At 70.2% G+C, this 21,033-nt stretch carries 19 protein-coding genes; 12 read left to right on the plus strand and 7 right to left on the minus strand.

The features are described from left to right. Positions 1–86: 86 nt before the first annotated feature. Together benB and benA are read right to left on the minus strand one after the other, a co-directional pair. Positions 87–596: a benzoate 1,2-dioxygenase small subunit gene (gene benB / locus K3888_RS13705; RefSeq protein WP_230930833.1), complete on the minus strand. Its 510-nt coding sequence runs from the start codon at positions 594–596 to the stop codon at positions 87–89. A 32-nt stretch (positions 597–628) separates the two neighbouring features. After that, positions 629–2,044 (minus strand): benzoate 1,2-dioxygenase large subunit, encoded by a 1,416-nt coding sequence (benA, locus tag K3888_RS13710; RefSeq protein ID WP_230930834.1) that lies wholly within the window; start codon positions 2,042–2,044, stop codon positions 629–631. A gap of 345 nt (positions 2,045–2,389) precedes the next feature. Between benA and catA the strand changes: the two genes are divergently transcribed. From catA to catC, 3 genes are all read left to right on the plus strand, one after another. Beyond that, positions 2,390–3,256 carry a catechol 1,2-dioxygenase gene (gene catA / locus K3888_RS13715; RefSeq protein WP_230930835.1) on the plus strand — a complete coding sequence of 289 codons (867 nt, stop codon included), beginning with the start codon at positions 2,390–2,392 and terminating at the stop codon, positions 3,254–3,256. Positions 3,257–3,365: 109 nt separating this feature from the next. Then, entirely contained in the window at positions 3,366–4,487 is a 1,122-nt protein-coding gene (locus K3888_RS13720) for a muconate/chloromuconate family cycloisomerase (protein WP_230930836.1), read from the plus strand. A gap of 73 nt (positions 4,488–4,560) precedes the next feature. Further along, positions 4,561–4,842: a muconolactone Delta-isomerase gene (gene catC, locus K3888_RS13725; RefSeq protein WP_230930837.1), complete on the plus strand. Its 282-nt coding sequence runs from the start codon at positions 4,561–4,563 to the stop codon at positions 4,840–4,842. Here the strand turns inward: catC and K3888_RS13730 are convergent. Together K3888_RS13730 and K3888_RS13735 are read right to left on the minus strand one after the other, a co-directional pair. Continuing rightward, positions 4,839–5,405: a PaaI family thioesterase gene (locus K3888_RS13730; RefSeq protein ID WP_230930838.1), complete on the minus strand. Its 567-nt coding sequence runs from the start codon at positions 5,403–5,405 to the stop codon at positions 4,839–4,841. The genes catC and K3888_RS13730 overlap by 4 nt on opposite strands. Next, positions 5,402–5,821, minus strand: a complete 420-nt coding sequence (locus K3888_RS13735; RefSeq protein ID WP_230930839.1) for a PaaI family thioesterase — start codon at positions 5,819–5,821, stop codon at positions 5,402–5,404. Before K3888_RS13735 ends, K3888_RS13730 begins: the two co-directional genes overlap by 4 nt. Positions 5,822–5,977: 156 nt before the next feature. Between K3888_RS13735 and K3888_RS13740 the strand changes: the two genes are divergently transcribed. After that, entirely contained in the window at positions 5,978–6,442 is a 465-nt protein-coding gene (locus K3888_RS13740) for a winged helix-turn-helix transcriptional regulator (RefSeq protein WP_230930840.1), read from the plus strand. A gap of 72 nt (positions 6,443–6,514) precedes the next feature. Here the strand turns inward: K3888_RS13740 and K3888_RS13745 are convergent, their stop codons facing one another. The 3 genes from K3888_RS13745 to pcaD all read right to left on the minus strand — a co-directional run bounded on the left by K3888_RS13745 (position 6,515) and on the right by pcaD (position 9,470). Continuing rightward, a complete protein-coding gene (locus K3888_RS13745) occupies positions 6,515–7,726 on the minus strand; it encodes an acetyl-CoA C-acetyltransferase (RefSeq protein ID WP_230930841.1) in 1,212 nt (403 codons plus the stop codon). A 98-nt stretch (positions 7,727–7,824) separates the two neighbouring features. Next, a complete protein-coding gene (locus K3888_RS13750) occupies positions 7,825–8,565 on the minus strand; it encodes an IclR family transcriptional regulator (protein WP_230930855.1) in 741 nt (246 codons plus the stop codon). Between the two features lie 113 nt (positions 8,566–8,678). Continuing rightward, positions 8,679–9,470: a 3-oxoadipate enol-lactonase gene (gene pcaD / locus K3888_RS13755; protein ID WP_230930842.1), complete on the minus strand. Its 792-nt coding sequence runs from the start codon at positions 9,468–9,470 to the stop codon at positions 8,679–8,681. A 106-nt stretch (positions 9,471–9,576) separates the two neighbouring features. Here pcaD and K3888_RS13760 point away from each other — a divergent pair, with 106 nt between their 5' ends. From K3888_RS13760 to K3888_RS13795, 8 genes are all read left to right on the plus strand, one after another. Beyond that, positions 9,577–10,344 carry a CoA transferase subunit A gene (locus K3888_RS13760; RefSeq protein WP_230930843.1) on the plus strand — a complete coding sequence of 256 codons (768 nt, stop codon included), beginning with the start codon at positions 9,577–9,579 and terminating at the stop codon, positions 10,342–10,344. Beyond that, positions 10,341–10,970, plus strand: a complete 630-nt coding sequence (locus tag K3888_RS13765) for a 3-oxoacid CoA-transferase subunit B (RefSeq protein WP_230930844.1) — start codon at positions 10,341–10,343, stop codon at positions 10,968–10,970. Before K3888_RS13760 ends, K3888_RS13765 begins: the two co-directional genes overlap by 4 nt. 105 nt (positions 10,971–11,075) lie before the next feature. Further along, the gene (locus tag K3888_RS13770) at positions 11,076–12,068 is read left to right on the plus strand and encodes a malate dehydrogenase (protein ID WP_230930845.1); all 993 of its coding nucleotides are present in this window, start codon (positions 11,076–11,078) and stop codon (positions 12,066–12,068) included. Between the two features lie 99 nt (positions 12,069–12,167). After that, complete coding sequence (locus tag K3888_RS13775; RefSeq protein ID WP_230930846.1) at positions 12,168–14,879, plus strand: valine--tRNA ligase; 2,712 nt, start codon at positions 12,168–12,170, stop codon at positions 14,877–14,879. Next, positions 14,876–16,474, plus strand: a complete 1,599-nt coding sequence (gene folC, locus K3888_RS13780) for a bifunctional tetrahydrofolate synthase/dihydrofolate synthase (RefSeq protein WP_230930847.1) — start codon at positions 14,876–14,878, stop codon at positions 16,472–16,474. The genes K3888_RS13775 and folC overlap by 4 nt, the downstream gene beginning before the upstream one ends. Beyond that, positions 16,471–16,908, plus strand: a complete 438-nt coding sequence (locus K3888_RS13785; RefSeq protein ID WP_230930848.1) for a DUF4233 domain-containing protein — start codon at positions 16,471–16,473, stop codon at positions 16,906–16,908. The genes folC and K3888_RS13785 overlap by 4 nt, the downstream gene beginning before the upstream one ends. A gap of 30 nt (positions 16,909–16,938) precedes the next feature. Continuing rightward, a complete protein-coding gene (gene ndk / locus K3888_RS13790) occupies positions 16,939–17,352 on the plus strand; it encodes a nucleoside-diphosphate kinase (RefSeq protein ID WP_230930849.1) in 414 nt (137 codons plus the stop codon). 334 nt (positions 17,353–17,686) lie between these two features. Continuing rightward, positions 17,687–21,033: Rne/Rng family ribonuclease (locus tag K3888_RS13795; protein WP_230930850.1), on the plus strand; the 3,347-nt coding region annotated here is incomplete at its 3' end.

The following is a 21,033-nucleotide window of genomic DNA, read 5'->3' on the forward strand; positions in this document are numbered from 1 at the left end:
CTGGTCACTGGCGATATCGGCCGCTGACGTGCGGCCCCTGGTCGGGGAGCCGGCCCGGAAGACGACCGGGCCGGCGCCGGGGTGGGTCACACCATGTAGACGTCGACGATGTGATGGATGTAGTCGTTCTTCAGCACGACCTTCTTGTACGTGATCAGCGGGGACTCGCCGGTCACGTCGAGCGTGTAGAAGGAGGTGCCGAAGTACTGGTCCGTGGTGTTGTACCGGAAGTACGCCGACAGCCAGTTGAAGCGGATGTCGACCTCGCCCGGGCGGCGCTCGAGAACCTCGATGTTGCTGATGAGGTGATTCGTCCTCGGCTCGGGAAGGGACGTGGCCGAGGATCGCTCGGTCCGGATCCGGAACACGCGGTCCTCGATGCCGGCCCGATTGGGGTAGAAGATCAGGCTGATCTCGGAGTACGGATCGGTGGTGAGCTCACCGTCGTCGTCCCAGGCGGGCATCCAGTACATCGCGTCCTCGCGGTAGCACTCGATCCACTGCTCGAACTGCCGGTCATCGAGCAGCCGGGCTTCACGGAACAGGAAGGCGGAGATCTCGTCGACCGTGATCGACGCCGTCGCAGGTGCGGACATGGTCAGTCCTTTCTCGCTGTAGTGGGCGGGGATCAGGCGTCGGCGGTGACTGCGGGGCGGTCGGCCACGCCGTTGGCGGAGGGGGCCTTCGCCGAGAGCTTCTCCTCCGCGTCGACGGCGCGACGCATGGTCTCGAGCCAGTAGCCGTGCTGGACCGGGTACAGGCCCTCGTCCTCGGTCTTGGCGCCGGAGGACAACACGTTGTTCATGCCGAGCCCGCGGGCGGTCTCGTCCGGGCCGTTCAGCTGGTGGGTACTGCCGCGGGTCATGTCGTTCCACGGGGCGGCCTCGGCGAGGTAGGTCTTCTGGCAGGAGCGGAACTCCTCCAGGTCGTCCGGGGTCGCCATGCCGGTCGCGTTGAAGAAGTCCTCGTACTGGCGGATGCGCGCGGCGCGGGCCTCGGCGCTCTCGCCCTTGGGGGCGATGCAGTAGATCGTGACCTCGGTCTTGTCCACGGAGATCGGCTTGAAGTGCCGGATCTGGCTGGAGAACTGGTCCATCAGGTAGACGTTCGGGTACAGGCACAGATTGCGCGAGGCGCCCACCATGAACTCGGCCTTCTTGGTGCCGATCTGGTCGGCCAGCTCCTGACGCCGCTCCCACAGGGGACGGTCCTCGGGGTTGCCCCACCACATCCACAGCAGGAGGTGGCCATGGTCGAAGGACCAGTAGCCGCCGCCCTGCTTGCCCCAGGTCCCGGCGTCCATGGCCTTGGTCTCGTTCTTGGACTCGCCCGAGCCCCGTCGGGCGGTGGTGGCGGCGTAGTTCCAGTGCGTGGCCGACACGTGGTAGCCGTCCGCGCCGTTCTCGGCCTGGAGCTTCCAGTTGCCGTCGAAGGTGTATGTGGACGAGCCGCGGAGCACCTCCAGGCCCTCGGGTGACTGGTCGACCATCATGTCGATGATCGTGCGGCTGTCTCCCAGGTGCTCCTCGATCGGCAGCACGTCCGGGTTGAGGCTGCCGAACAGGAAGCCGCGGTAGTTGGCGAACTTGGCGACGCGCCGCAGGTCGTGGGAGCCGCCGGAGTTGAACTGCTCCGGGTAGCCGGCGTCGCGGGGGTCCTTGACCTTGAGCAGTTCACCCGAGTTGGAAAACGTCCAGCCGTGGAACGGGCAGGTCAGGGTCGTGCGGTTGTCGGTCTTGCGGCGGCACAACATCGCGCCGCGGTGCGAGCAGGCATTGACGAGGAGGTTGAGCTCCCCGTCCTTGCCGCGCGTGATCACCACGGACTGGCGACCGATGTCGGTGGTGAAGTAGTCGCCCACCTCCGGTAGCTGGCTCTCGTGGGCCAGGTACACCCAGTTGCCCTCGAAGATGTGCTTCATCTCGAGTTCGAAGATCTCCTCGTCGGTGAAGATCCGACGATTGGCGCGGACGATGCCCTCTTCGGGGCGGTCCTCGAGAGCGGTGTCGAGGGTGTGCTGCAGGTGATCGAGTCGCTCCGACATCGAATTCTCCTCGCGGGGTCGGGGCCGGCCGATGGTGGCCTGTTGCCGGTTTCACACAACAGTGCCCAATTGTGGGTCGGGTCACACTAGGGCAATGCCTAGTCGTGCCTAGGTATCCGGCGTTCGGTGGGCGAACACGCGCGCAACCTCCGTACTTCCACCTGCGGAAACGATCCTTTACGGTTCGACATGCGCACAATGAGCGCTCTACTTTTGTAGATTCAGTGATTGACGACACAGATGCGCAGGGGCACAGTGTGGGCATCGGTCAGACGGAGAACAGCGCCGGCCAGGCGAGGTCCCTCCGGTCCGATCCACCTCATCCCCACGTCACCAGGGAGCGTCATGTCCACCACCGCAATCCCCAGCGCCGCCGGCTCCGGTAGCGCCGCCACCGACAAGTTCAAGGGCAACCGCGTCAGCTCGGACACCTCGAAGGAGCGCGCAGCTGCGATCTACAAGGACGTGCTGATCAAGCTCGGCGAGGTCATCTTCGAGCACGAGGTCACCTACGACGAGTACCGCGTCCTCAAGCAGTGGCTCATCGAGATCGGCGAAGGCGGCGAGTGGCCGCTGTGGCTCGACGTCTTCCTGGAGCATTTCATCGAGGACTCCAACAGTCGGATCTTCACCGGCACCAAGGGTTCGATCGAGGGCCCGTACTACGTGCCGGACGCCCCGAACCTCGGCTCGAAGGGCACCATGCCCATGCGGGAGGACGAGAAGGGCACCGCGTTGGTGTTCAAGGGGCAGGTCCGCGACCTGGACGGCGCCGGCATCGAGGGCGCGACGGTCGAACTCTGGCACGCCGACTCCGACGGTTACTACTCGCAGTTCGACGACGGCATGGGCATCCCTGAGTGGAACCTGCGCGCCACCTTCTCGACCGACGCCGAGGGCAACTACGAGATCACCACGATCCAGCCCGCGCCGTACCAGATCCCCCACGACGGGCCGACCGGCGAGTTCATCGCCAGCTACGACGGCCACCCGTGGCGTCCCGCGCACCTGCACCTCAAGGTCACGGCCCCGGGCAAGCGCCTGATCACCACCCAGCTCTACTTCCAGGGCGGTCAGTGGGTCGACGACGACGTCGCCGGCGCCGTCAAGCCCGAGCTCACCCTGGATCCGAAGCCGAACGCGGCCGGTGTCGACGAGGTCACCTACGACTTCGTCCTCGACCCGGTCTCCGACGCCCGGTACGTCGCCTGATCAGGGCGCGCGCCCTACCCACGACCCTGTGACGGGGTCTCCCACCGTCCGCCCCGGCCGCCACACGCGGTCGGGGCGTCGGTGCCAGCAGCGAAACGAGGACCGATCCATGCCCGATATGACCATCCGCTCCGTCGAGACCCGCATTCTCGACGTCCCGCTGATCCGGCCGCACAAGTTCGCCACCACCACCGCGACCAGGCAGTCGATCCTGCTCGTGTCGGTGACCACCGACGACGGCGTGGTGGGTTACGGCGAGGGCGTCACCCCCGGCGGGCCGTGGTGGGGTGGCGAGTCCGCGGAGACCATGCAGGTGCTGGTGGAGAAGTACCTCGCCCCGGTCGCGGTGGGACGTCGGGTCGACGAGGTGCCGGCGGTGCTCGAGGCGATGGAGGGCGTGGTCGCGCGCGGCCGGTTCGCCAAGGCGGCTCTCGAGATCGCGATGTTCGACGCCTGGGCCCGCACGCTCGATGTCCCGGTCCGGTCGCTACTCGGCGGCGCGGTCCGCGACTCGATCGAATGCACCTGGGCGCTCGGAGCGATGCCGCTGGACGAGATGGTCGAGGAGATCGACGAGCTCCTGGCGTCCGATCGCCACCGCACCTTCAAGCTGAAGATGGGTGCCCTCGACCCGGCCGAGGACGTGGCCCGGATCGCCGCTCTCGCCGAGCGTCTCGACGGCCGCGCCGGCCTTCGGGTGGACATCAACGCCCGCTGGGACCGCTTCACTGCCAACGTGCACCTTCCGGCGCTGGTGGAGGCGGGTATCGAGCTCATCGAGCAGCCCACGCCGACCGAGCAGGTCGAGGTCCTGGCAGAACTCAACCAGACGCTGCCGGTGCAGTTCATGGCCGACGAGTCCGTGCAGTCGCCGCACGACGCGCTCGAGATCGTCCGACGCGATGCCGCCGGCGTCATCGCGGTGAAGACCACGAAGCTCGGCGGCCTGACCCGGAGTAAGGAGGTCGTGGCCATCGCGCGCACGGCCGGCGTGGCGTGCCACGCGGCGACCTCGCTCGAGGGCCCCATCGGCACGATGGCCTCGCTGCACCTGGCATGCGCCGAGCCCGGCTTCAACTACGGCTCGGAGCTGTTCGGCCCGCTGCTGTTGGCCGAGACGTATGTGACCACCCCGATCCGCTACGAGGCCGGTCGCGTGCACCTGCCGGAGGGACCGGGCCTGGGCGTGGAGCTCGACCACGACGCCGTGGAGAAGTTCACCCGCCGCTGATCACCCGGGCCGCGGGCCGAGCAGGCCGTGACCCCCGACGGACATCACAACTCAACCCCAGGAGAGAAACGACATGGCACTGTTCCACGTACGCATGGACGTCAACATCCCGCACGATCTGGACCCCGAGGTCCGCGCCGAGACCGTCGCCCGCGAGAAGGCCTACAGCCAGGAGCTACAGCGCTCCGGCACGTGGCGCGAGCTCTGGCGCATCGTCGGCCAGTACTCCAACATCAGCATCTTCGACGTGGAGTCGGCCGACGAACTGCACGAGATCCTCCAGGGCCTGCCCCTGTTCCCGTACATGGACATGGAGGTCATGGCACTGACCCGGCACCCGTCGCGGGTCGACTAGGTCTCGAGTGGGAAGACCAGGAGACTCCCGGACGCGGTAGCGACGACCTTCCCGGCCGCATCCATGACCTCGCCCTCGGCGAACACGACGCGCCGGCCGGGCTTGACCACCGTGCCGGTGCACAGCATCGGCCCGCTGCCGGCGGGGACCGGACGGAGATAGTTCACCTTGTACTCGATCGAGGTGTACCCGGTCCCCGCCGGCAGCGTCGTGTGCGCTGCGCAGCCCAGGGCGGAGTCGAGCAGGGTGGAGACGAGCCCACCGTGGACCATCCCGATCGGGTTGTAGTGCGACTCGTCGGGGTGGCAGCGGAAGGTCACGGTGCCGGGGTCGGCCGCGATGAGCTCCATGGCGACGTGGGAGGCGATGGGGGCCTGCGGCACCTCGCCCGCAGCCATGCGGCGGAGGAAGTCGAGTCCGTCGAGACGCGGTAGCTCGGCCAACCCCACGGCCGGGTCGACCCATCGCACGGTGGCTTCGCGTGCGTTCATGCGTGTGGCCGTGATCTTCGCCTCGCCGCCGGTGCGGAGGGGGTCGTGGCGGAGCTTCTCGTCGCCGGTCACGGGAGCGGGACGTTCTGAAGTCGGAGCTGTCCGCGGGACAGGGCCTTGGAGGTCGCGGTGTCGGTGATGACGACCTCCCACAGCTGTTGCGTGCGGCCCTGATGTAGCGCGGATGCGGCGACTGCGATCCGCGCGCCGGTGGAAGGGCGTAGGAAATCTGTCGCATTGTGGATGCCCACGGCGAACTCGCCCCGGTCGGCCACGGCATGGCTGGCCGCGATACTCCCGGCGCTCTCGACGATCGTGGCGTAGACGCCGCCGTGGACCACCCCCCATGGCGTCAGGTGGTGCTCGCCGAGGTCGGCGTGGCCGCTCAGGGTGGTGGCGGTGACCTCGTCGACGACGAAACCGGAGGCGGCTACGAAGCGGCTGGCGGCCTCGAGCGAGACGTCCGGAACCGGATTCGGGATGGGCATGTGCAGTGGTCCTTCCGGGACGGGGTCGCGCGGCGGTCGGTGTGAAGTGACGCGCGCTTCTGGCTATTAAAAACGAAGTTAGCCTATGCTTGAGGCGCGCGTCAATGGCGTCGCCCCGGGCGTCGACGGCGTACGTGCCAGGCAAGGAGGTCCGACGTGGACTGGCTCAGTTATGACTCCGCGGTCTGCTCGATCCGACGAACCCTGGATGTGGTCGGTGAGCGGTGGTCGCTGCTGATCCTGCGAGAGGCGTTCAACGGTGTGCGGCGTTTCGACCAGATGCGTGATCATCTGGGGGTGTCGGACGCGGTGCTCTCCGCGCGGTTGAGACGCCTCGTCGAGGCGGGGGTGCTCGAGGCGGTCCCGTATCAGGAGCCCGGATCCCGCACGCGCAACGAGTACCGGCTCACCTCCCGCGGACACGACCTGTATCCGGTGATGATCGCGCTGCTGAACTGGGGCGACGAGCATCGGGCAGGTTCGGACGGGCCGCCCCTCGAGGTGGTGCACGACGGCTGTGGCGAGCCGGCCCGCGTCGAGGTCCGTTGTGCCGCAGGTCATGTCCTGGATTCCGCGCGGGAGAGCCGTGTCTCACCCGGGCCGGGGGCGCGTCTGAGATGAGCTGCGGCGGAGCGCCGTCGGGCACGCGGGAGGGCCGGGCGTCGACGAGCCCTTCGACGCCGCCCGCCGGGGTCAGACGCGCTCGAACACCGCAGCCAGGCCCTGCCCGCCGCCGATGCACATGGTCTCCAGGCCCCACTGCGCGTCGCGGCGGACCATCTCTCGCGACAGTGTGGCGAGTATGCGGGCGCCGGTCGCGCCGACGGGGTGGCCGAGCGAGATTCCGGAACCGTGCGGATTGAGGTGCTCCGAGGTCGGGTCGATGTCCCACTCGCGCATCACGGACAGCGCCTGCGCCGCGAACGCCTCGTTGAGCTCGATGACGCCCATGTCGGCGAGCGTCAGGCCGAGGCGCCCGAGAGCCTTGGCGGTGGCCGGGACGGGCCCGATTCCCATGGTCTCCGGCGCCACGCCCGCGACGGCCCACGAGGCGAGCCGGACGAGCGGGGTCAGGCCCAGCGCGGCCGCGTTGTCGGCGGTGGTGACGATGCACATCGCCGCGCCGTCGTTCTGTCCGGACGCGTTCCCCGCCGTCACCGTGGCATCGGGGTCGGTGTGTCCCATCATGGGGCGGAGCCTCGCGAGCGCCTCGACGGTGCTGTCGGCGCGGGGGTGCTCATCGGTGTCGACGACGACGTCGTCGCCCCTGCGCTGCGGAACGCTCACCGGCACGATCTCGTCGGCGAACACGCCGGACCCCTGGGCGGCGACAGCGCGCTTGTGCGACTGCACGGCCAGCTCGTCCTGCTCCTCGCGGCCGATGCCGTACTCGCGGCGGAGGTTCTCGGCGGTCTCGATCATGCCGCCCTCGATGACGTGCGAACGGCCGCCCACTGTGGTGCGGGCGCGGCCGAGACGGTCCACGAGCGAGACGCCGTCCCCCTTGATGCCCCAGCGGGGGGACGGGGTGGCGTAGAACTCGACCTGGCTCATGGACTCGACGCCGCCGGCCACCACCAGGTCGACGCCCCCGGAGGCGACCTGCAGGGCGCCGGTGATCACGGCCTGCAGGCCGGAGCCGCAGCGGCGGTCGAGCTGCATGCCGGGAACGTCGATGCCGAGCGGCGAGTCCAGGGCGGCGATCCGGCCGATCGCGGGCCCCTCGCCACTCGGCGAGCCCTGACCCAGGATCACGTCGTCGACGTCCGCGCCGGTCAGCCCGGTGCGTTCCACCAGGGCGGTGAGCAGTCCGGTGGCGAGGACGCCCGCGTCGAGGTCGCGGAACACGCCGCCGAAGCGGCCGACCGGGGTGCGTAGGGGTTCACAGATGACGACGTCACGCATGGTTTCTCCTGAAGTCGGGACGGGGACGGGGACGGGGACGGGGTCTGGGGGTGGGGCTCGGGGTACGGCGGGGCCGGCAGCTTCCGGGCCGGGGCGAGCTAGCGGTTGACGGTGCCGAGATCGGCGGACAGGGCGCGCGCGGCGTCCAGGATGACGGGAACCAGGTCGTCGTGGAGCTGCTCCAGGGAGTATCGGGCGGCGTGGGTCGAGACGTTGAGTGCGGCGACGACCCGCCCGTCACGGTCGCGTACCGGCGCGGCCAGTGAGCGGAGTCCGGGCTCGAGCTCCTGGTCGACCAGTGACCATCCGCGCGCGGAGATGACGGCGAGCTCGGCCCGCAGTGCGGCCTCGTCGGTGAGACCATGCGGGGTGATTGCGCGCATATCGGTTTCCGCCAGGTAGGCGTCGAGCTCGTCGTCCGGCAGCGCGGCCAGCAGTACCCGGCCCATCGAGGTAGCGAACGCCGGGAATCGCGTGCCGATGGTGATGCCGATGTTCATGATGCGCCGGACCTGGACGCGTCCGACGTAGACGATGTCCGACCCGTCGAGCACGGCCACGGACGAGGACTCGTCGAGGCGGGCGCTGAGCTTCTCCAGGTGCGGCTGTGCCAGTTCGGACAGCGGCATCGAGGACAGGTAGCTGTAGCCCAGGTCCAGCACGCGCGGGGTCAGCCAGAAGCTGGTGCCGGCGGTGTCGACGTAGCCGAGCTCGACGAGGGTGTGCAGGAACCGACGGGCCGTGGCGCGGGTCAGTCCGGTAGCGCGGGCCACCTCGCTGAGGGTCTGCCTCGGGTGGTCCGCGTCGAAGGCGGTGATCACGGCGAGACCGCGCGCCAGGGACTGGACGAAGTCGGGGGAGGCGGACCGCTCGACGGTCGACGTGTCCGCGGGCTCGGAGGTCGCGGCGGGTTCGGTACTCACTGCGCCTGCTCTCTCGGTGCTGGAGGCGGTCATACCCGGCCCGGGGCGGAGGCGGCGGTGAGGTGGTCACGCAGCACCTCCGTGACCCGGTCGGGGATCTCGACGGTGGGGACGTGGGCGGCGGGGGAGAGCGTCACGAAGCTCGACCCCGGGATGCCGTCCGCGATCTCGCGGAGCACGCCGGGCGGGGTGGAGGGGTCCTCGTCCCCGGCCAGGACCAGCGTCGGGCAGCTGACCCTGCCCAGGTCGGCGCGGTTGTCCCAGCCGGACAGCGCGTCGCACGCGGCGGCGTAACCCTCGGCCGCGGTCCCCACGACCATCTCGCGGAGTCGCGCCACCAGTTCGGGTTCCGCCTCGGCGCGGGCGGGGGTGATCCACCGGGCGACCACCGCGTCGGCGACGGCCTCCGTCCCGCCCTCGCGGACGGCCGCGGCGCGTTCGATCCACGCGGACGGCTCCCCGAAGCGCGCGGCGGTGCACAGCAGCGCCGCCGAGAGGATCCGCTCCGGCGTGTTGACGGCGAGCCACTGGGCCACGGCGCCGCCCAGCGACAGGCCGGTCACGTGGAATCGGTCCACCTCCAGCGAGTCGAGAAGTGCGAGTACGTCGCCCGCGAGGTCGGCGATGGTGGCCGGGCCGGGCACGATCTCCGAGCCGCCATGACCGCGATGGTCGGCGGCCACGACGGTGTGGTCGACCCGCAGGTCTCGCACCTGCGCGTCCCACATGCGCCGGTCGGATCCCAGGGACCCGAGCAGTACCACGACGGGAGTCTCCGGTGAGCGGGGGCCGCTGACCTCGTACGACAGGGTGGCGGGCATGCATCCGTCCTTTCGTGGGCGATCGGTGATGGGCACCACGATACGTCCAATATGTGCGAATTGCGAACGCTTGTGCAATCTGCGAACACGGACTACGGTGCGTGACATGACCAACAAGATCTTCGCCTCGGCCGCCGACGCGGTCGCGGATATCCCGGACGGCGCCTCCCTCGCCGTGGGAGGTTTCGGTCTGGTCGGCATTCCCGCCGTCCTCATCGACGCGCTCCTCGAGCAGGGTGCAACCGATCTGCGCACCGTCAGTAACAACTGCGGCACGGACGGATTCGGCCTCGGCAAGCTCCTCGAGGCCCGGCGTATCTCCCGGACCACCGCCTCGTACGTGGGCGCCAACAGGGAGTTCGCCCGTCAGTACCTGAACGGCGAGCTCGAAGTGGAGCTCACGCCGCAGGGCACCCTCGCCGAGCGCATGCGTGCCGGCGGCGCCGGGATCCCTGCCTTCTACACCCCGGCCGGTGTCGGCACGATGGTCGCCGACGGTGGCCTTCCGCTGCGCTACGACGGCCAGGGCGGGGTGGCCGTGGCCTCCGAGCCCAAGGAGGTCCGCGAGTTCGACGGTGTGCCCTACGTACTCGAGCACTCCATCGTCACCGACTTCGCACTGGTGCACGCACGCAGGGCGGACACGGCCGGCAACGTGCAGTTCTACGGCACCGCCCGCAACTTCAACCCGGATGCCGCCATGTCGGGTCGCGTCACCATCGTCCAGGCGGAGGAGATCGTCTCCGCCGGCGAGATCAACCCGGCCGACGTACACCTGCCCGGCATCTTCGTCCAGCGTCTCGTCGAGGTCGGTCGCCAGGAGACCGGTGTCGAGATCGAGAAGCTCAGCAGTAAGGGAGAGGACCGGTCATGAGCTGGACCCATGAGCAGATGGCGGCCCGCATCGCCGCCGACTTCAGCGACGGCCAGTACGTCAACCTCGGTATCGGCATGCCGACCCTCATCCCGGACTATCTGCCCGAGGGCGTCCAGGTCACCCTCCACTCGGAGAACGGAATCCTCGGCGTGGGCCCGTATCCCACCAGTGAGCAGCTGGATCCGGAGATGATCAATGCCGGCAAGGAGACCATCACGGCCGCGCCGGGCGCCGCGTTCTTCGGTTCCTCGGACTCGTTCGCGATGATCCGCGGCGGCAATGTCGACGTGGCCGTGCTCGGTGCGATGCAGGTGTCGCAGGCCGGCGACCTGTCCAACTGGATGATCCCCGGTGCGATGGTCAAGGGCATGGGCGGCGCGATGGACCTCGTCCACGGTGCCGGCAAGGTCATCGTGATGATGGACCACGTCACCCGCAAGGGTGACATCAAGCTGATGGCCGAGAACACGCTGCCCTACACCGGTCGGGCCTGCGTCCAGCGGGTCGTCACCGACCTCTGCGTCCTCGACATCACCGACGAGGGCTTCCGTCTGGTCGAGCTCGCCCCGGACGTGACGATCGACGAGGTCCGTGAGAAGACGGGCGCCCCGGTCCACGCCTGACGGGCCCGGACGCCGGGTGTACGTCGCGTCGAGCGCCCGACACGGGGTCGGATCCTCATTAGTGTGAGGTCCGACCCCGTCGTCGACTCCGGAAGGCCTCCGCGAATGAGCACCCCCACCCCGGTCACCGTCACCGTCACCGGCGCCGCCGGCCAGATCTCCTACGCCCTGCTTTTCCGGCTCGCGGCGGGCGGCGTCTACGGCAAGGACACCCCCGTCGGACTCCGGTTGCTGGAGGTCCCCTCCCAGACCGGCGCGGCGGAGGGCGTGGCGATGGAGTTGGAGGACTGCGCTTTCCCGACCCTGGCCTCGATTGACATCACCGACGACCCGGCCGTGGCCTTCGACGGGGCCGGAGCCGCTGTCCTGGTCGGTGCCCGCCCCCGCGGTCCCGGCATGGAGCGCGCCGACCTGCTCACCGCCAACGGTGCGATCTTCCGGGACCAGGGCCGGGCGATCAACGACCACGCGGCCGAGGATGTGCGCGTGCTCGTGGTGGGTAACCCCGCGAACACCAATGCCTACATCGCCCACCGCCACGCCCCGGATGTGCCGGCGGAGCGGTTCACCGCCCTCATGCGGCTGGACCACAACCGGGCCCTGAGTCAGCTCGCGGCCCGGCTGGACGCCCCGGTGGGGGAGCTGGACCGGGTGGTGGTGTGGGGCAACCATTCGGCCACGCAGTTCCCCGACGTCAGCTACCTGACCCGCGGAGGTGTCCCCGTCGCCGACGGTCTCGACCGGCAGTGGCTCGAGCACGATTTCATCCCCCGCGTCGCGCGCCGGGGCTCGGAGATCATCGAGGTCCGGGGCTCGTCGTCGGCGGCGTCCGCGGCGGGCGCATCGATCGTCCACATGCGGGACTGGGTCCGCGGTACCCCCGAGGGGAGCTGGGCCACCGTCGCACTGCCGTCGCGGGGCGAGTATGGCACCGTCCCCGGCGTGGTCACCGGCCTGCCGTGCCGTAGTGACGGCGGGGAGTGGCAGGTCGTCGAGGGCCTGGAGATCGACGACTTCCAGCGTGCGCGTATCGACGCCTCGGTGGCCGAGCTGGTCTCCGAACGTGACGCGGTGCACGGCCTGGGACTGGTCGACTGATCCGGTATCGCTGATCGGCGCGGGCCGGCGCGCCTGTGCGGGTGGGCCGGCGTCGACGGCGTGTGTCGGCCCCGGGCGCTCACGGCCTACGATGGGCGGGTGACGACTCCAGCCTCCCCCGCCCCGAACACCGACCGCGCGGACGCCCTGCCCGCCTCCTGGAACCCAGGTGAGGTGGAGGCGGAGTTGTATCAGCGCTGGGTCGACGCCGGGTACTTCGAGGCCGATTCCGCCAGCGCCAAGCCCGCCTATTCGGTGGTGCTGCCGCCGCCCAACGTGACGGGCAGCCTGCACATGGGCCACGCGCTCGACCACACCCTGATGGACGTGTTGACCCGACGCAAGCGCATGCAGGGTTTCGAGGTGCTGTGGCTGCCTGGCATGGACCACGCCGGTATCGCCACCCAGACCCTCGTCGATCGCAAGCTCCGCGAGGAAGGCATCGACCGTCACGAGATCGGCCGTGAGGCATTCATCGACAAGGTCTGGGAGTGGAAGGCCGAGTCCGGCGGTACAATCGGCGAGCAGATGCGCCGACTCGGCGACGGCGTCGACTGGTCGCGCGAGCGGTTCACGCTGGACGACGGGCTGTCCCGCGCCGTGCAGACCATCTTCAAGGAGCTGTTCGACCAGGGCCTGATCTACCGGGCCGAGCGTCTGGTCAACTGGTCGCCCGCGCTCCAGACCGCGATCTCGGACATCGAGGTCAAGTACGCGGACGTCGAGGGCGAGCTCGTGAGCTTCCGCTACGGCTCGATGGACGATTCCCAGCCGCATCTGGTGGTGGCCACCACCCGTCTCGAGACGATGCTCGGCGACACCGCGATCGCCGTGCACCCGGAGGACGAGCGTTACGCCCACCTGGTGGGCACGCAGATCCCGCATCCGTTCCGCGAGGGCTGGACCATGCGTGTCGTGGCCGACGACTACGTCGACCCCGAGTTCGGCACGGGCGCAGTCAAGGTCACCCCGGCGCACGACCCGAACGACTTCGCGATCGGCCAGCGCCACGGCCTCGAGATGCCCACGATCATGGACGCCACCGGCCACATCACCGGCACGGGCACCCGGTTCGACGGGATGGACCGCTTCGAGGCCCGCAAGGCCGTCCGCGAGGAGCTCGCCGCCCAGGGTCGCATCGTCAAGGAAGTGCGCCCGTACCTGCACTCCGTGGGCCACTCCGAGCGCTCCGGCGAGCCGATCGAACCGCGCCTGTCACTGCAGTGGTGGGTCCGCGTCGAGGAGCTGGCGCGGATGTCCGGCGACGCCGTTCGCGACGGCGACACCGTGATCCATCCGACGAGCCAGGAGCCGCGCTGGTTCGACTGGGTCGACGACATGCACGACTGGTGCATCTCCCGTCAGCTGTGGTGGGGGCACCGGATCCCGATCTGGTACGGCCCCGCCGGCGAGGTCGTCTGCGTCGGGCCGGACGACCGGGCGCCCGCCGGTTACACACAGGAGTCCGACGTGCTCGACACGTGGTTCTCCTCGGCGCTGTGGCCGTTCTCGACGATGGGCTGGCCCGGGCGCACCGCTGACCTGGAGCGGTTCTATCCCACGTCCGTGCTGGTCACCGGATACGACATCCTGTTCTTCTGGGTGGCCCGGATGATGATGTTCGGCACCTTCGTGGGGCAGCGGCTCACCGGTGACAAGTCGGCCCCGGGCAGGGTTCCGTTCACCGACGTCTTCCTGCACGGCCTGGTCCGTGACGAACACGGGCAGAAGATGTCCAAGTCCAAGGGCAACGGCATCGACCCGCTGGACTGGGTGGACCGCTTCGGTGCCGACGCGCTGCGTTTCACTCTCGCCCGCGGTGCCAACCCCGGCGGCGACCTGTCGGTGGGCGACGACTCGGCCCAGGCCTCGCGCAACTTCGCGACCAAGCTGTTCAACGCCACCCGCTTCGCGCTGATGAACGGTGCGACAGTGGGGACGCTGCCGGAGTCCTCCGCGCTCACCGACGCCGACCGCTGGATCCTCCGGCGTCTCGGCGAGGTGCGCGTGTCCGTCGACGACGCACTGGAACGCTACGAGTTCTCCAAGGCGTGCGAGACGCTCTACCACTTCGCGTGGGACGAGGTCTGTGACTGGTACCTCGAGCTGGCAAAGGTCCAGTTCGGTGGCGACGACGAGGCCCGCTCCTCCGATCGGGCCGGATACACCAGGCTTGTCCTGGGCCACGTTCTCGACGTCGTGTTGCGGATGCTGCACCCGGTGATCCCGTTCGTGACCGAGACGCTCTGGACCGCGCTGACCGGACGGGAGTCGCTCGTCGTCGCCGAGTGGCCCGCCGATGTCGTCGCCACCGGCGACGCCGCGGAGTCGGTCCGCCGCGTGGGCGATGCCCAGACGCTCGTCACCGAGATCCGCCGGTTCCGCTCGGATCAGGGGCTCAAGCCCGGCCAGCGGGTCCCCGCCCGCCTGTCGCGGACCGGCGAGGCGGACCTGCCGGCCGACCTGCTCGACCAGGTCACGTCGCTGGCCCGGTTGGCCCCGGCGGAGGCCGACTTCACGGCCACCGCGTCACTCGAGGTCCGCCTGGGCCTGTCGACGGTCGGCGTGGAGATCGACACCTCCGGGACGATCGACCTGGCCGCCGAGCGTCGCCGGTTGGAGAAGGACCTCGCCGCCGCGCGCAAGGAGTTGGAGACCACCGGCGCCAAGCTGGGTAACGAGGCGTTCCTCGGCAAGGCCCCCGACCACGTGGTGGACAAGATCCGCGCGCGCCGCGACCTGGCCGAGGCCGAGGTCGAGCGCATCGGCGCCCGCCTCGAGGCGATGCCCGCCGGGAGTGGATCGGCGTGAGCGATCGCAAATGGCTCCCGCCGCACGACCCGGAGGAGGGGTGGGACACCCCCACAGAGGAGGACGTCGCCGACATGCTCGGCGAGGACGGCCTCGTGGCCGGCGTCTCTCTCGGCGGGCCGCTCCCCGGTGACGAGGAGGGCGACGGCGACGACCATCTGCCGCCCCGCCCGATCCCCGAGGTCGGCAGCCCCGAGTGGCAGGCCGACACGGCCGAGCTCGCCGCGGTCGAGGAGGAGTTGTCCTCCCGGTGGCCCGAGTCCCGCCTCGAGCCCAGCCTCGACCGGATCAGCGAGCTGACCTCGGTCCTCGGCGACCCCCAGCACGCGTACCCGGTCGTTCATGTGGCCGGCACCAACGGCAAGACCTCGGTCACCCGGATGATCGACGCCCTGCTCCGCGCACTGCACCAGCGCACCGGTCGCAACTCGAGCCCGCACCTGCAGACCGTGACCGAGCGCATCGCCCTCGACGGCGAGCCGATCACCGCCCGGTTGTTCGTGGACACCTACCGCGAACTGCAGCCGTATCTCGAGCTGGTCGACCAGCGGTCCGAGGCGGCCGGTGGCCCCCGCATGAGCTACTTCGAGGTGCTGACCGCGATGGCGTTCGCGGCGTTCGCCGACGCGCCCGTCGACGTGGCCGTGATCGAGACCGGGATGGGCGGCACGTGGGATGCCACCAACGTGGTGCGGCCGGCCGTCGCCGTCGTCACCCCCGTCGGCCTGGACCACACCGACTATCTCGGCGAAGACCTCGCCACCATCGCGGGGGAGAAGGCCGGCATCATCCAGCCCGCCCCCGCCGACGACCTGCTGCCCCGCGACCCGGTCGCGGTGATCGGTCGCCAGGAGCCCGAGGCGATGGAGGTCCTGCTGAGGCGGGCCGTCGAGGTGGGCGCTGTCGTGGCCCGTCTCGGCTCGGAGTTCGACGTGATCGACCGCCGCCTGGCCGTCGGTGGGCAGCAACTCACCCTGCGCGGCCTCGGGGGCGAGTACACCGACGTCTTCCTTCCGCTGTTCGGCGAGCACCAGGCCGAGAACGCCGCCACCGCCCTCGCCGCGGTCGAGGCCTTCTTCGGCGCCGGTCCCGGGCGGACGCTGGATCCCGAACTCATCCGCGCCGGGTTCGCCGCGGTCGACAATCCGGGGCGTCTCGAGCGACTCAGCTCGAGCCCCACGGTCCTGGTCGACGCCGCCCACAACGGGCACGGGGGTCGCGCTCTCGCGCAGGCCATCACCTCGGAGTTCGACTTCAAGCGGCTGGTCGCGGTGGTGGCGATGCTCGACGGCAAGGATGCGGACGCGTTCCTCGCCGCGCTCGAGCCGGTCGTCGAGGACGTCATCGTCACCCGGGCGGCCTCGCCCCGGGCGATGGCGCCCGAGGACCTCGCACAGATCGCCGAGGAGCGGTTCACGTCCCAGCGTGTCCACGTCGTGGACACGCTCCCCGACGCGGTCAGTGCCGCGCTCGACCTGGTGGGGGTCCCCGACCCGACCGCCGACGACGACGTCTCCGGCGTCGGCGTACTCGTCACGGGGTCCGTGGTGACCGCCGGGGCCGCACGCAGCCTGTTCGGAGAGGACGCACAGTGAGCAAGCCCGAAACCGGCGGCTCCGCCGGCCCCGCGCTCGACGGCACCACAGCACACGCGCCCTCGGTGGATCCGTGGAAGGGGCTGCGCGGCATCATGGCCGGCACGCTCTTCCTCGAGGCCATCGTGATCGGGCTCGTGCTCACGGTGATCGCGCGTCTCGATGACGGCGCCCACTTCCAGTCGTGGAAGGTGTGGTTCGTCAGCCTGCTGGCCGTGGCGATGATCGCGGCGGCGGGTCTGCAGCGCAGGCCGTGGGCCATCCCGATGAACATCGTCCTGGCCACACTCGCGGTGATCCCGGGGTGGATCGTGCACTGGTCGATGGGCGTGTGTGGCCTGATGTTCGCCGCGGTGTGGGCGTACATCCTGTACCTGCGGTACGACCTGAGTCGACGGATAGCCGGCGGGTATCTGCCCAGCCAGCACGACTGAGCCCGCAACGCTGCTTGTAGCATTGCGTTCGTGACCGAGAGAACCTTCTTCCTCATCAAGCCCGACGGCGTCGAGCGCGGCCTCACCGGCACGATCCTCGCCCGCATCGAGGCCAAGGGCCTGACGATCGCGGCAATGGATCTGCGGCAGGTACAGCGGGAGACCGCGGCCGAGCACTACGCCGAGCATGCCGAGCGCCCGTTCTACGGTGACCTGCTCGAGTTCATCACCTCCGGTCCGGTCGTCGCCGGCGTCCTCGAGGGCCCCCGCGCCATCGCCGCGTGGCGTCAGCTCGCGGGTGGGACCGACCCGGTCGAGAAGGCCGCCCCCGGCTCGATCCGTGGCGACTTCGGTCTCGAGACGCAGCTCAACCTCGTCCACGGTTCGGACTCCGAGGAGTCCGCCGCCCGCGAGATCGCCCTCTGGTTCCCGGGCCTGGCCTGAGGACTCCGCACCTCCGGGTTGCTGCATCGACCCGACCCCCTCACGCGCCCGTCGGTCCCCGGATCGGCGGGCGCGTTCTCGTCTGTAGTGCCCGCGCGGCGACGCTTGAGCGCCGGGTGTGGGAGAATGGCCGAAGCTCATCCTGACGAGTGGTCTACCAGTCCGCCCCGGAACGAGCGCCCGCCACCGTGGCCGGTTCCGATCGGTACCGCGGACCAATAGACATCGCCCCGCCTCGGCGGGGCCGAGACCAGAAACGCCCGACCCCGTGCGGCGGCGTGGGTCACCGTGATCGGTGACGTGATCGCGCCCGGAGTCCGGCCAGAGGAGACACGTGTCGGATCCGAACCTGACCATCGACCATCTCAACGCGCTTCCCGAGAGGATGCGCGCACACGCGGCCGCCAAGGCCGTGGGCATGACGAGCAAGGAGTTCCTCGCCGCCATGTCCGGGATCGGCGTGGAGATCAAGAGCGCCCAGTCAGGCGTGACCCGCGAGGTGCTGCTCACCTGGTTCGAGGGCCGTCAGAGGGGTACCGGAGCCGCGACGGACGCAGCTGCGGCGCCGGCGCCCACAGCGGCCGAGCCCGAGACTGCCAGCGACGCTGGCGCCGGGGCCGGGGCCACTGCGGCACCGGCGAAGAAGACCTCTGCCAGGAAGGCCGCGGCGAAGAAGGCGCCGGCGAAGTCCGCCGCGAAGAAGGCCCCGGCCCGGGAGTCCGCCCGGTCACAGGACCCGGCAGCGCAGGCCCCGGCAGCGCAAGACTCGACTGCGGCGGGATCAGCTGCGGATACCGTCGCCACGGGCTCGACCGACCAGGTCACAACCGAGCCGGCGCCGGCCGCGAAGAAGGCCCCCGCACGCAAGCGCAGTCCCAAGAAGTCGACGGCGCCGCAGGCTGATACCGCGGCCCCCGCCACGTCCTCGGAGCGACCGGCGCTTCCCGAGGCGATCGTCACCGGTGAGGTCGGCTCGGCCGAGTCCGGCAACCGGCGCCGTCGGTCGTCGGCGAGCCCGTCGTTCTCCCCACTGTTCCTGTCGCCCGAGGAGTCGGAGGCGCAAAGCAGTCGGGCGTCGGGTTCCGACCGTCCCGGCAGCCGCGATTCCGGCGGCCGCGCGTCCGGGAGCGGTGCGGCCGGCGGCGACACCGCTCGTGGCACCGACGGTAGCGATGCGGGCGGCGACGAGACGGATCAGGACGGCACCCGCGACGACGACGATCAGTCGAGCCAGGGCGAGGGCGGAAATCGCCGCCGCAGGCGTGGTCGCCGTGGCCGCGGCCGCGGGCGTGGCGAGGGCGGCGACGACCAGAACCAGAACGCCGACGACGACGCCGCCGACCAGTCGGGCGGCGGCTCGGGCACTGGCTCCGGCTCGGACACCGACGGACGCGACGATGCCGACGGTGGGGACGACAAGCCGACCACCGGACCCGACGGCTCCGCCGGCACCGCGCCCGGCGCGAGCGACGACGCGGACGGCGGGACCGACTCGAACGACCCCGACTCCGACGACGATTCCGACGGCTCGGATTCGTCGCCCTCGGGCTCGCGTCGCCGACGCCGTCGTCGTCGTCGCAGTGGGGGCTCCGGCTCCGGTTCCGACGACAACCAGGGCGCGGCCGACGACCCGCCCAACACCGAGATCCACGAGCGCGACGGTCGCCGGCGCTCCGGACGCGGGGGACAGAGCTCAGGCACCGCCTCCGACGAGGTGCAGGGCATCACCGGTTCGACCCGCCTCGAGGCCAAGCGCCAGCGTCGCCGGGACGGCCGGGAGGCCGGCCGCCGCCGTCAGCCGATCCTGTCCGAGTCCGAGTTCCTCGCCCGGCGCGAGTCCGTGGACCGCGTCATGGTGGTGCGCGAGAAGCCTCGCGTCGACGGCAAGGGGATCATGACCCAGGTCGGCGTACTCGAGGACAAGGTGCTGGTGGAGCATTTCGTCACCACCGAGTCCGCGCGCTCGATGGTGGGCAACGTCTACCTCGGCCGCGTGCAGAACGTGCTGCCCAGCATGGAGGCGGCGTTCGTCGACATCGGGCGCGGCCGCAACGGCGTGCTGTACGCCGGCGAGGTCAACTGGGAGGCCGCCGGGCTGGGCGGCAAGGCCCGCCGTATCGAGCAGGCGCTCAAGCCCGGTGACATGGTTCTGGTGCAGGTCACCAAGGACCCGGTCGGGCAGAAGGGTGCCCGCCTGTCCACGCAGATCTCACTGGCCGGCCGCTTCCTGGTGTACGTGCCGGACGGCAACTCCGCCGGGATCTCGCGCAAGCTCCCGGATACCGAGCGCCGTCGCCTCAAGGCGATCCTCAAGGACGTCGTCCCCGAGGGTTCGGGCGTGATCATCCGCACGGCCGCCGAGGGCGTGAGCGAAGAGGAGATCGGCCGCGACGTCGAGCGTCTGGCCGGGCAGTGGACAGAGATCTCCGAGGACGCCGCCAAGCGGACCTCCTCCGGCGCCGGCAACCCCGTCGCGCTCTACGAGGAGCCCGACCTGCTGGTCAAAGTCGTGCGTGACCTGTTCAACGAGGACTTCACCAAGCTCGTCATCCAGGGCGAGACGTCGTGGAAGACCGTCCACGACTACGTCTCCCGTGTCGCTCCCGAGATGGTGGAGCGGCTCGAGCGCTACGACAACCCCGAGGTCGACGTGTTCGCCACCCACCGCGTGGACGAGCAGCTGGCCAAGGCGCTCGAGCGCAAGGTGTGGCTGCCGTCCGGCGGCTCGCTGGTCATCGACCGCACCGAGGCCATGACGGTCATCGACGTCAACACCGGCAAGTACACCGGTTCCGGCGGCAACCTCGAGGAGACCGTCACCAAGAACAACCTCGAGGCGGCCGAGGAGATCGTGCGGCAGCTGCGGCTGCGCGACGTCGGCGGCATGGTGATCATCGACTTCATCGACATGGTGCTCGAGGGCAACCGCGACCTCGTGCTGCGGCGCCTGACCGAGGCCCTCGGCCGCGACCGCACGCGTCATCAGGTCTCCGAGGTCACGTCGCTCGGACTGGTGCAGCTGACGCGGAAGAAGCTCGGTACCGGCCTGGTCGAGGCCTTCTCCACCCCGTGTGAGCACTGCCATGGACGCGGTCTGATCGTGCACGCCGACCCGATCCACACCGAGTCGCACAACGCCGACGAGCCGGGCACCCGCCGTGGCCGGCGCCGCGGCGGCAAGGGCGGCGATTCCGCGTCGCCCTCCTCGGAGCCGGCCGCGACCAAGCAGGCTCCGCGCAAGGAGGGACCGGCGCCGTCCGCGCACCCGGCCGCCCTGGCCATGGGGCGGCAGACGCCCGAGGCTGACGGAACGGCGACCGACGACGGTCGCGCGGAGAAGCCCGCGGCCGCGGCGTCCACGGCGGCGGAGAGCACTCCGGCGGTGGACGAGGCCACGTCCGCGACGGCGACGACGCCCGCGGACACGAGCTCCACGGACACGGCTACCGACTCCGCAGACGCGGCTGCGGCTGCGGCTGCGGCCGGGTCGGCTCCGGCGACGGAGAAGGCCGGCGAGTCCGACGACTCGTCCGTTGCGGAGTCCTCGGACGCCGCGGGGGCCACGCGTCCGTCTCGTCGTCGTCGAGCGACCCGCCGGTCGACCTCGAGCGCACCCGCGCGGGGCTCACCCTCGTCGACCGGGCGGTGGTTCATCGCCGGGACCTGGCCCTGGACGGACTC

The sequence above is a fragment of the Dietzia aurantiaca genome (genome assembly GCF_021033825.1).
Classification (GTDB): Bacteria; Actinomycetota; Actinomycetes; order Mycobacteriales; family Mycobacteriaceae; genus Dietzia; species Dietzia aurantiaca.

What these genes read in the sequence shown, in the direction of transcription:
- catC (WP_230930837.1), top strand. Translation starts at nt 4,561, where the DNA reads ATGGCACTGTTCCACGTACGCATGGACGTCAACATCCCGCACGATCTG.
- catA (WP_230930835.1), top strand. Translation starts at nt 2,390, where the DNA reads ATGTCCACCACCGCAATCCCCAGCGCCGCCGGCTCCGGTAGCGCCGCC.
- K3888_RS13745 (WP_230930841.1), bottom strand. Translation starts at nt 7,726, where the DNA reads ATGCGTGACGTCGTCATCTGTGAACCCCTACGCACCCCGGTCGGCCGC.
- K3888_RS13720 (WP_230930836.1), top strand. Translation starts at nt 3,366, where the DNA reads ATGCCCGATATGACCATCCGCTCCGTCGAGACCCGCATTCTCGACGTC.
- K3888_RS13760 (WP_230930843.1), top strand. Translation starts at nt 9,577, where the DNA reads ATGACCAACAAGATCTTCGCCTCGGCCGCCGACGCGGTCGCGGATATC.
- benB (WP_230930833.1), bottom strand. Translation starts at nt 596, where the DNA reads ATGTCCGCACCTGCGACGGCGTCGATCACGGTCGACGAGATCTCCGCC.
- K3888_RS13770 (WP_230930845.1), top strand. Translation starts at nt 11,076, where the DNA reads ATGAGCACCCCCACCCCGGTCACCGTCACCGTCACCGGCGCCGCCGGC.
- pcaD (WP_230930842.1), bottom strand. Translation starts at nt 9,470, where the DNA reads ATGCCCGCCACCCTGTCGTACGAGGTCAGCGGCCCCCGCTCACCGGAG.
- K3888_RS13735 (WP_230930839.1), bottom strand. Translation starts at nt 5,821, where the DNA reads ATGCCCATCCCGAATCCGGTTCCGGACGTCTCGCTCGAGGCCGCCAGC.
- K3888_RS13765 (WP_230930844.1), top strand. Translation starts at nt 10,341, where the DNA reads ATGAGCTGGACCCATGAGCAGATGGCGGCCCGCATCGCCGCCGACTTC.
- benA (WP_230930834.1), bottom strand. Translation starts at nt 2,044, where the DNA reads ATGTCGGAGCGACTCGATCACCTGCAGCACACCCTCGACACCGCTCTC.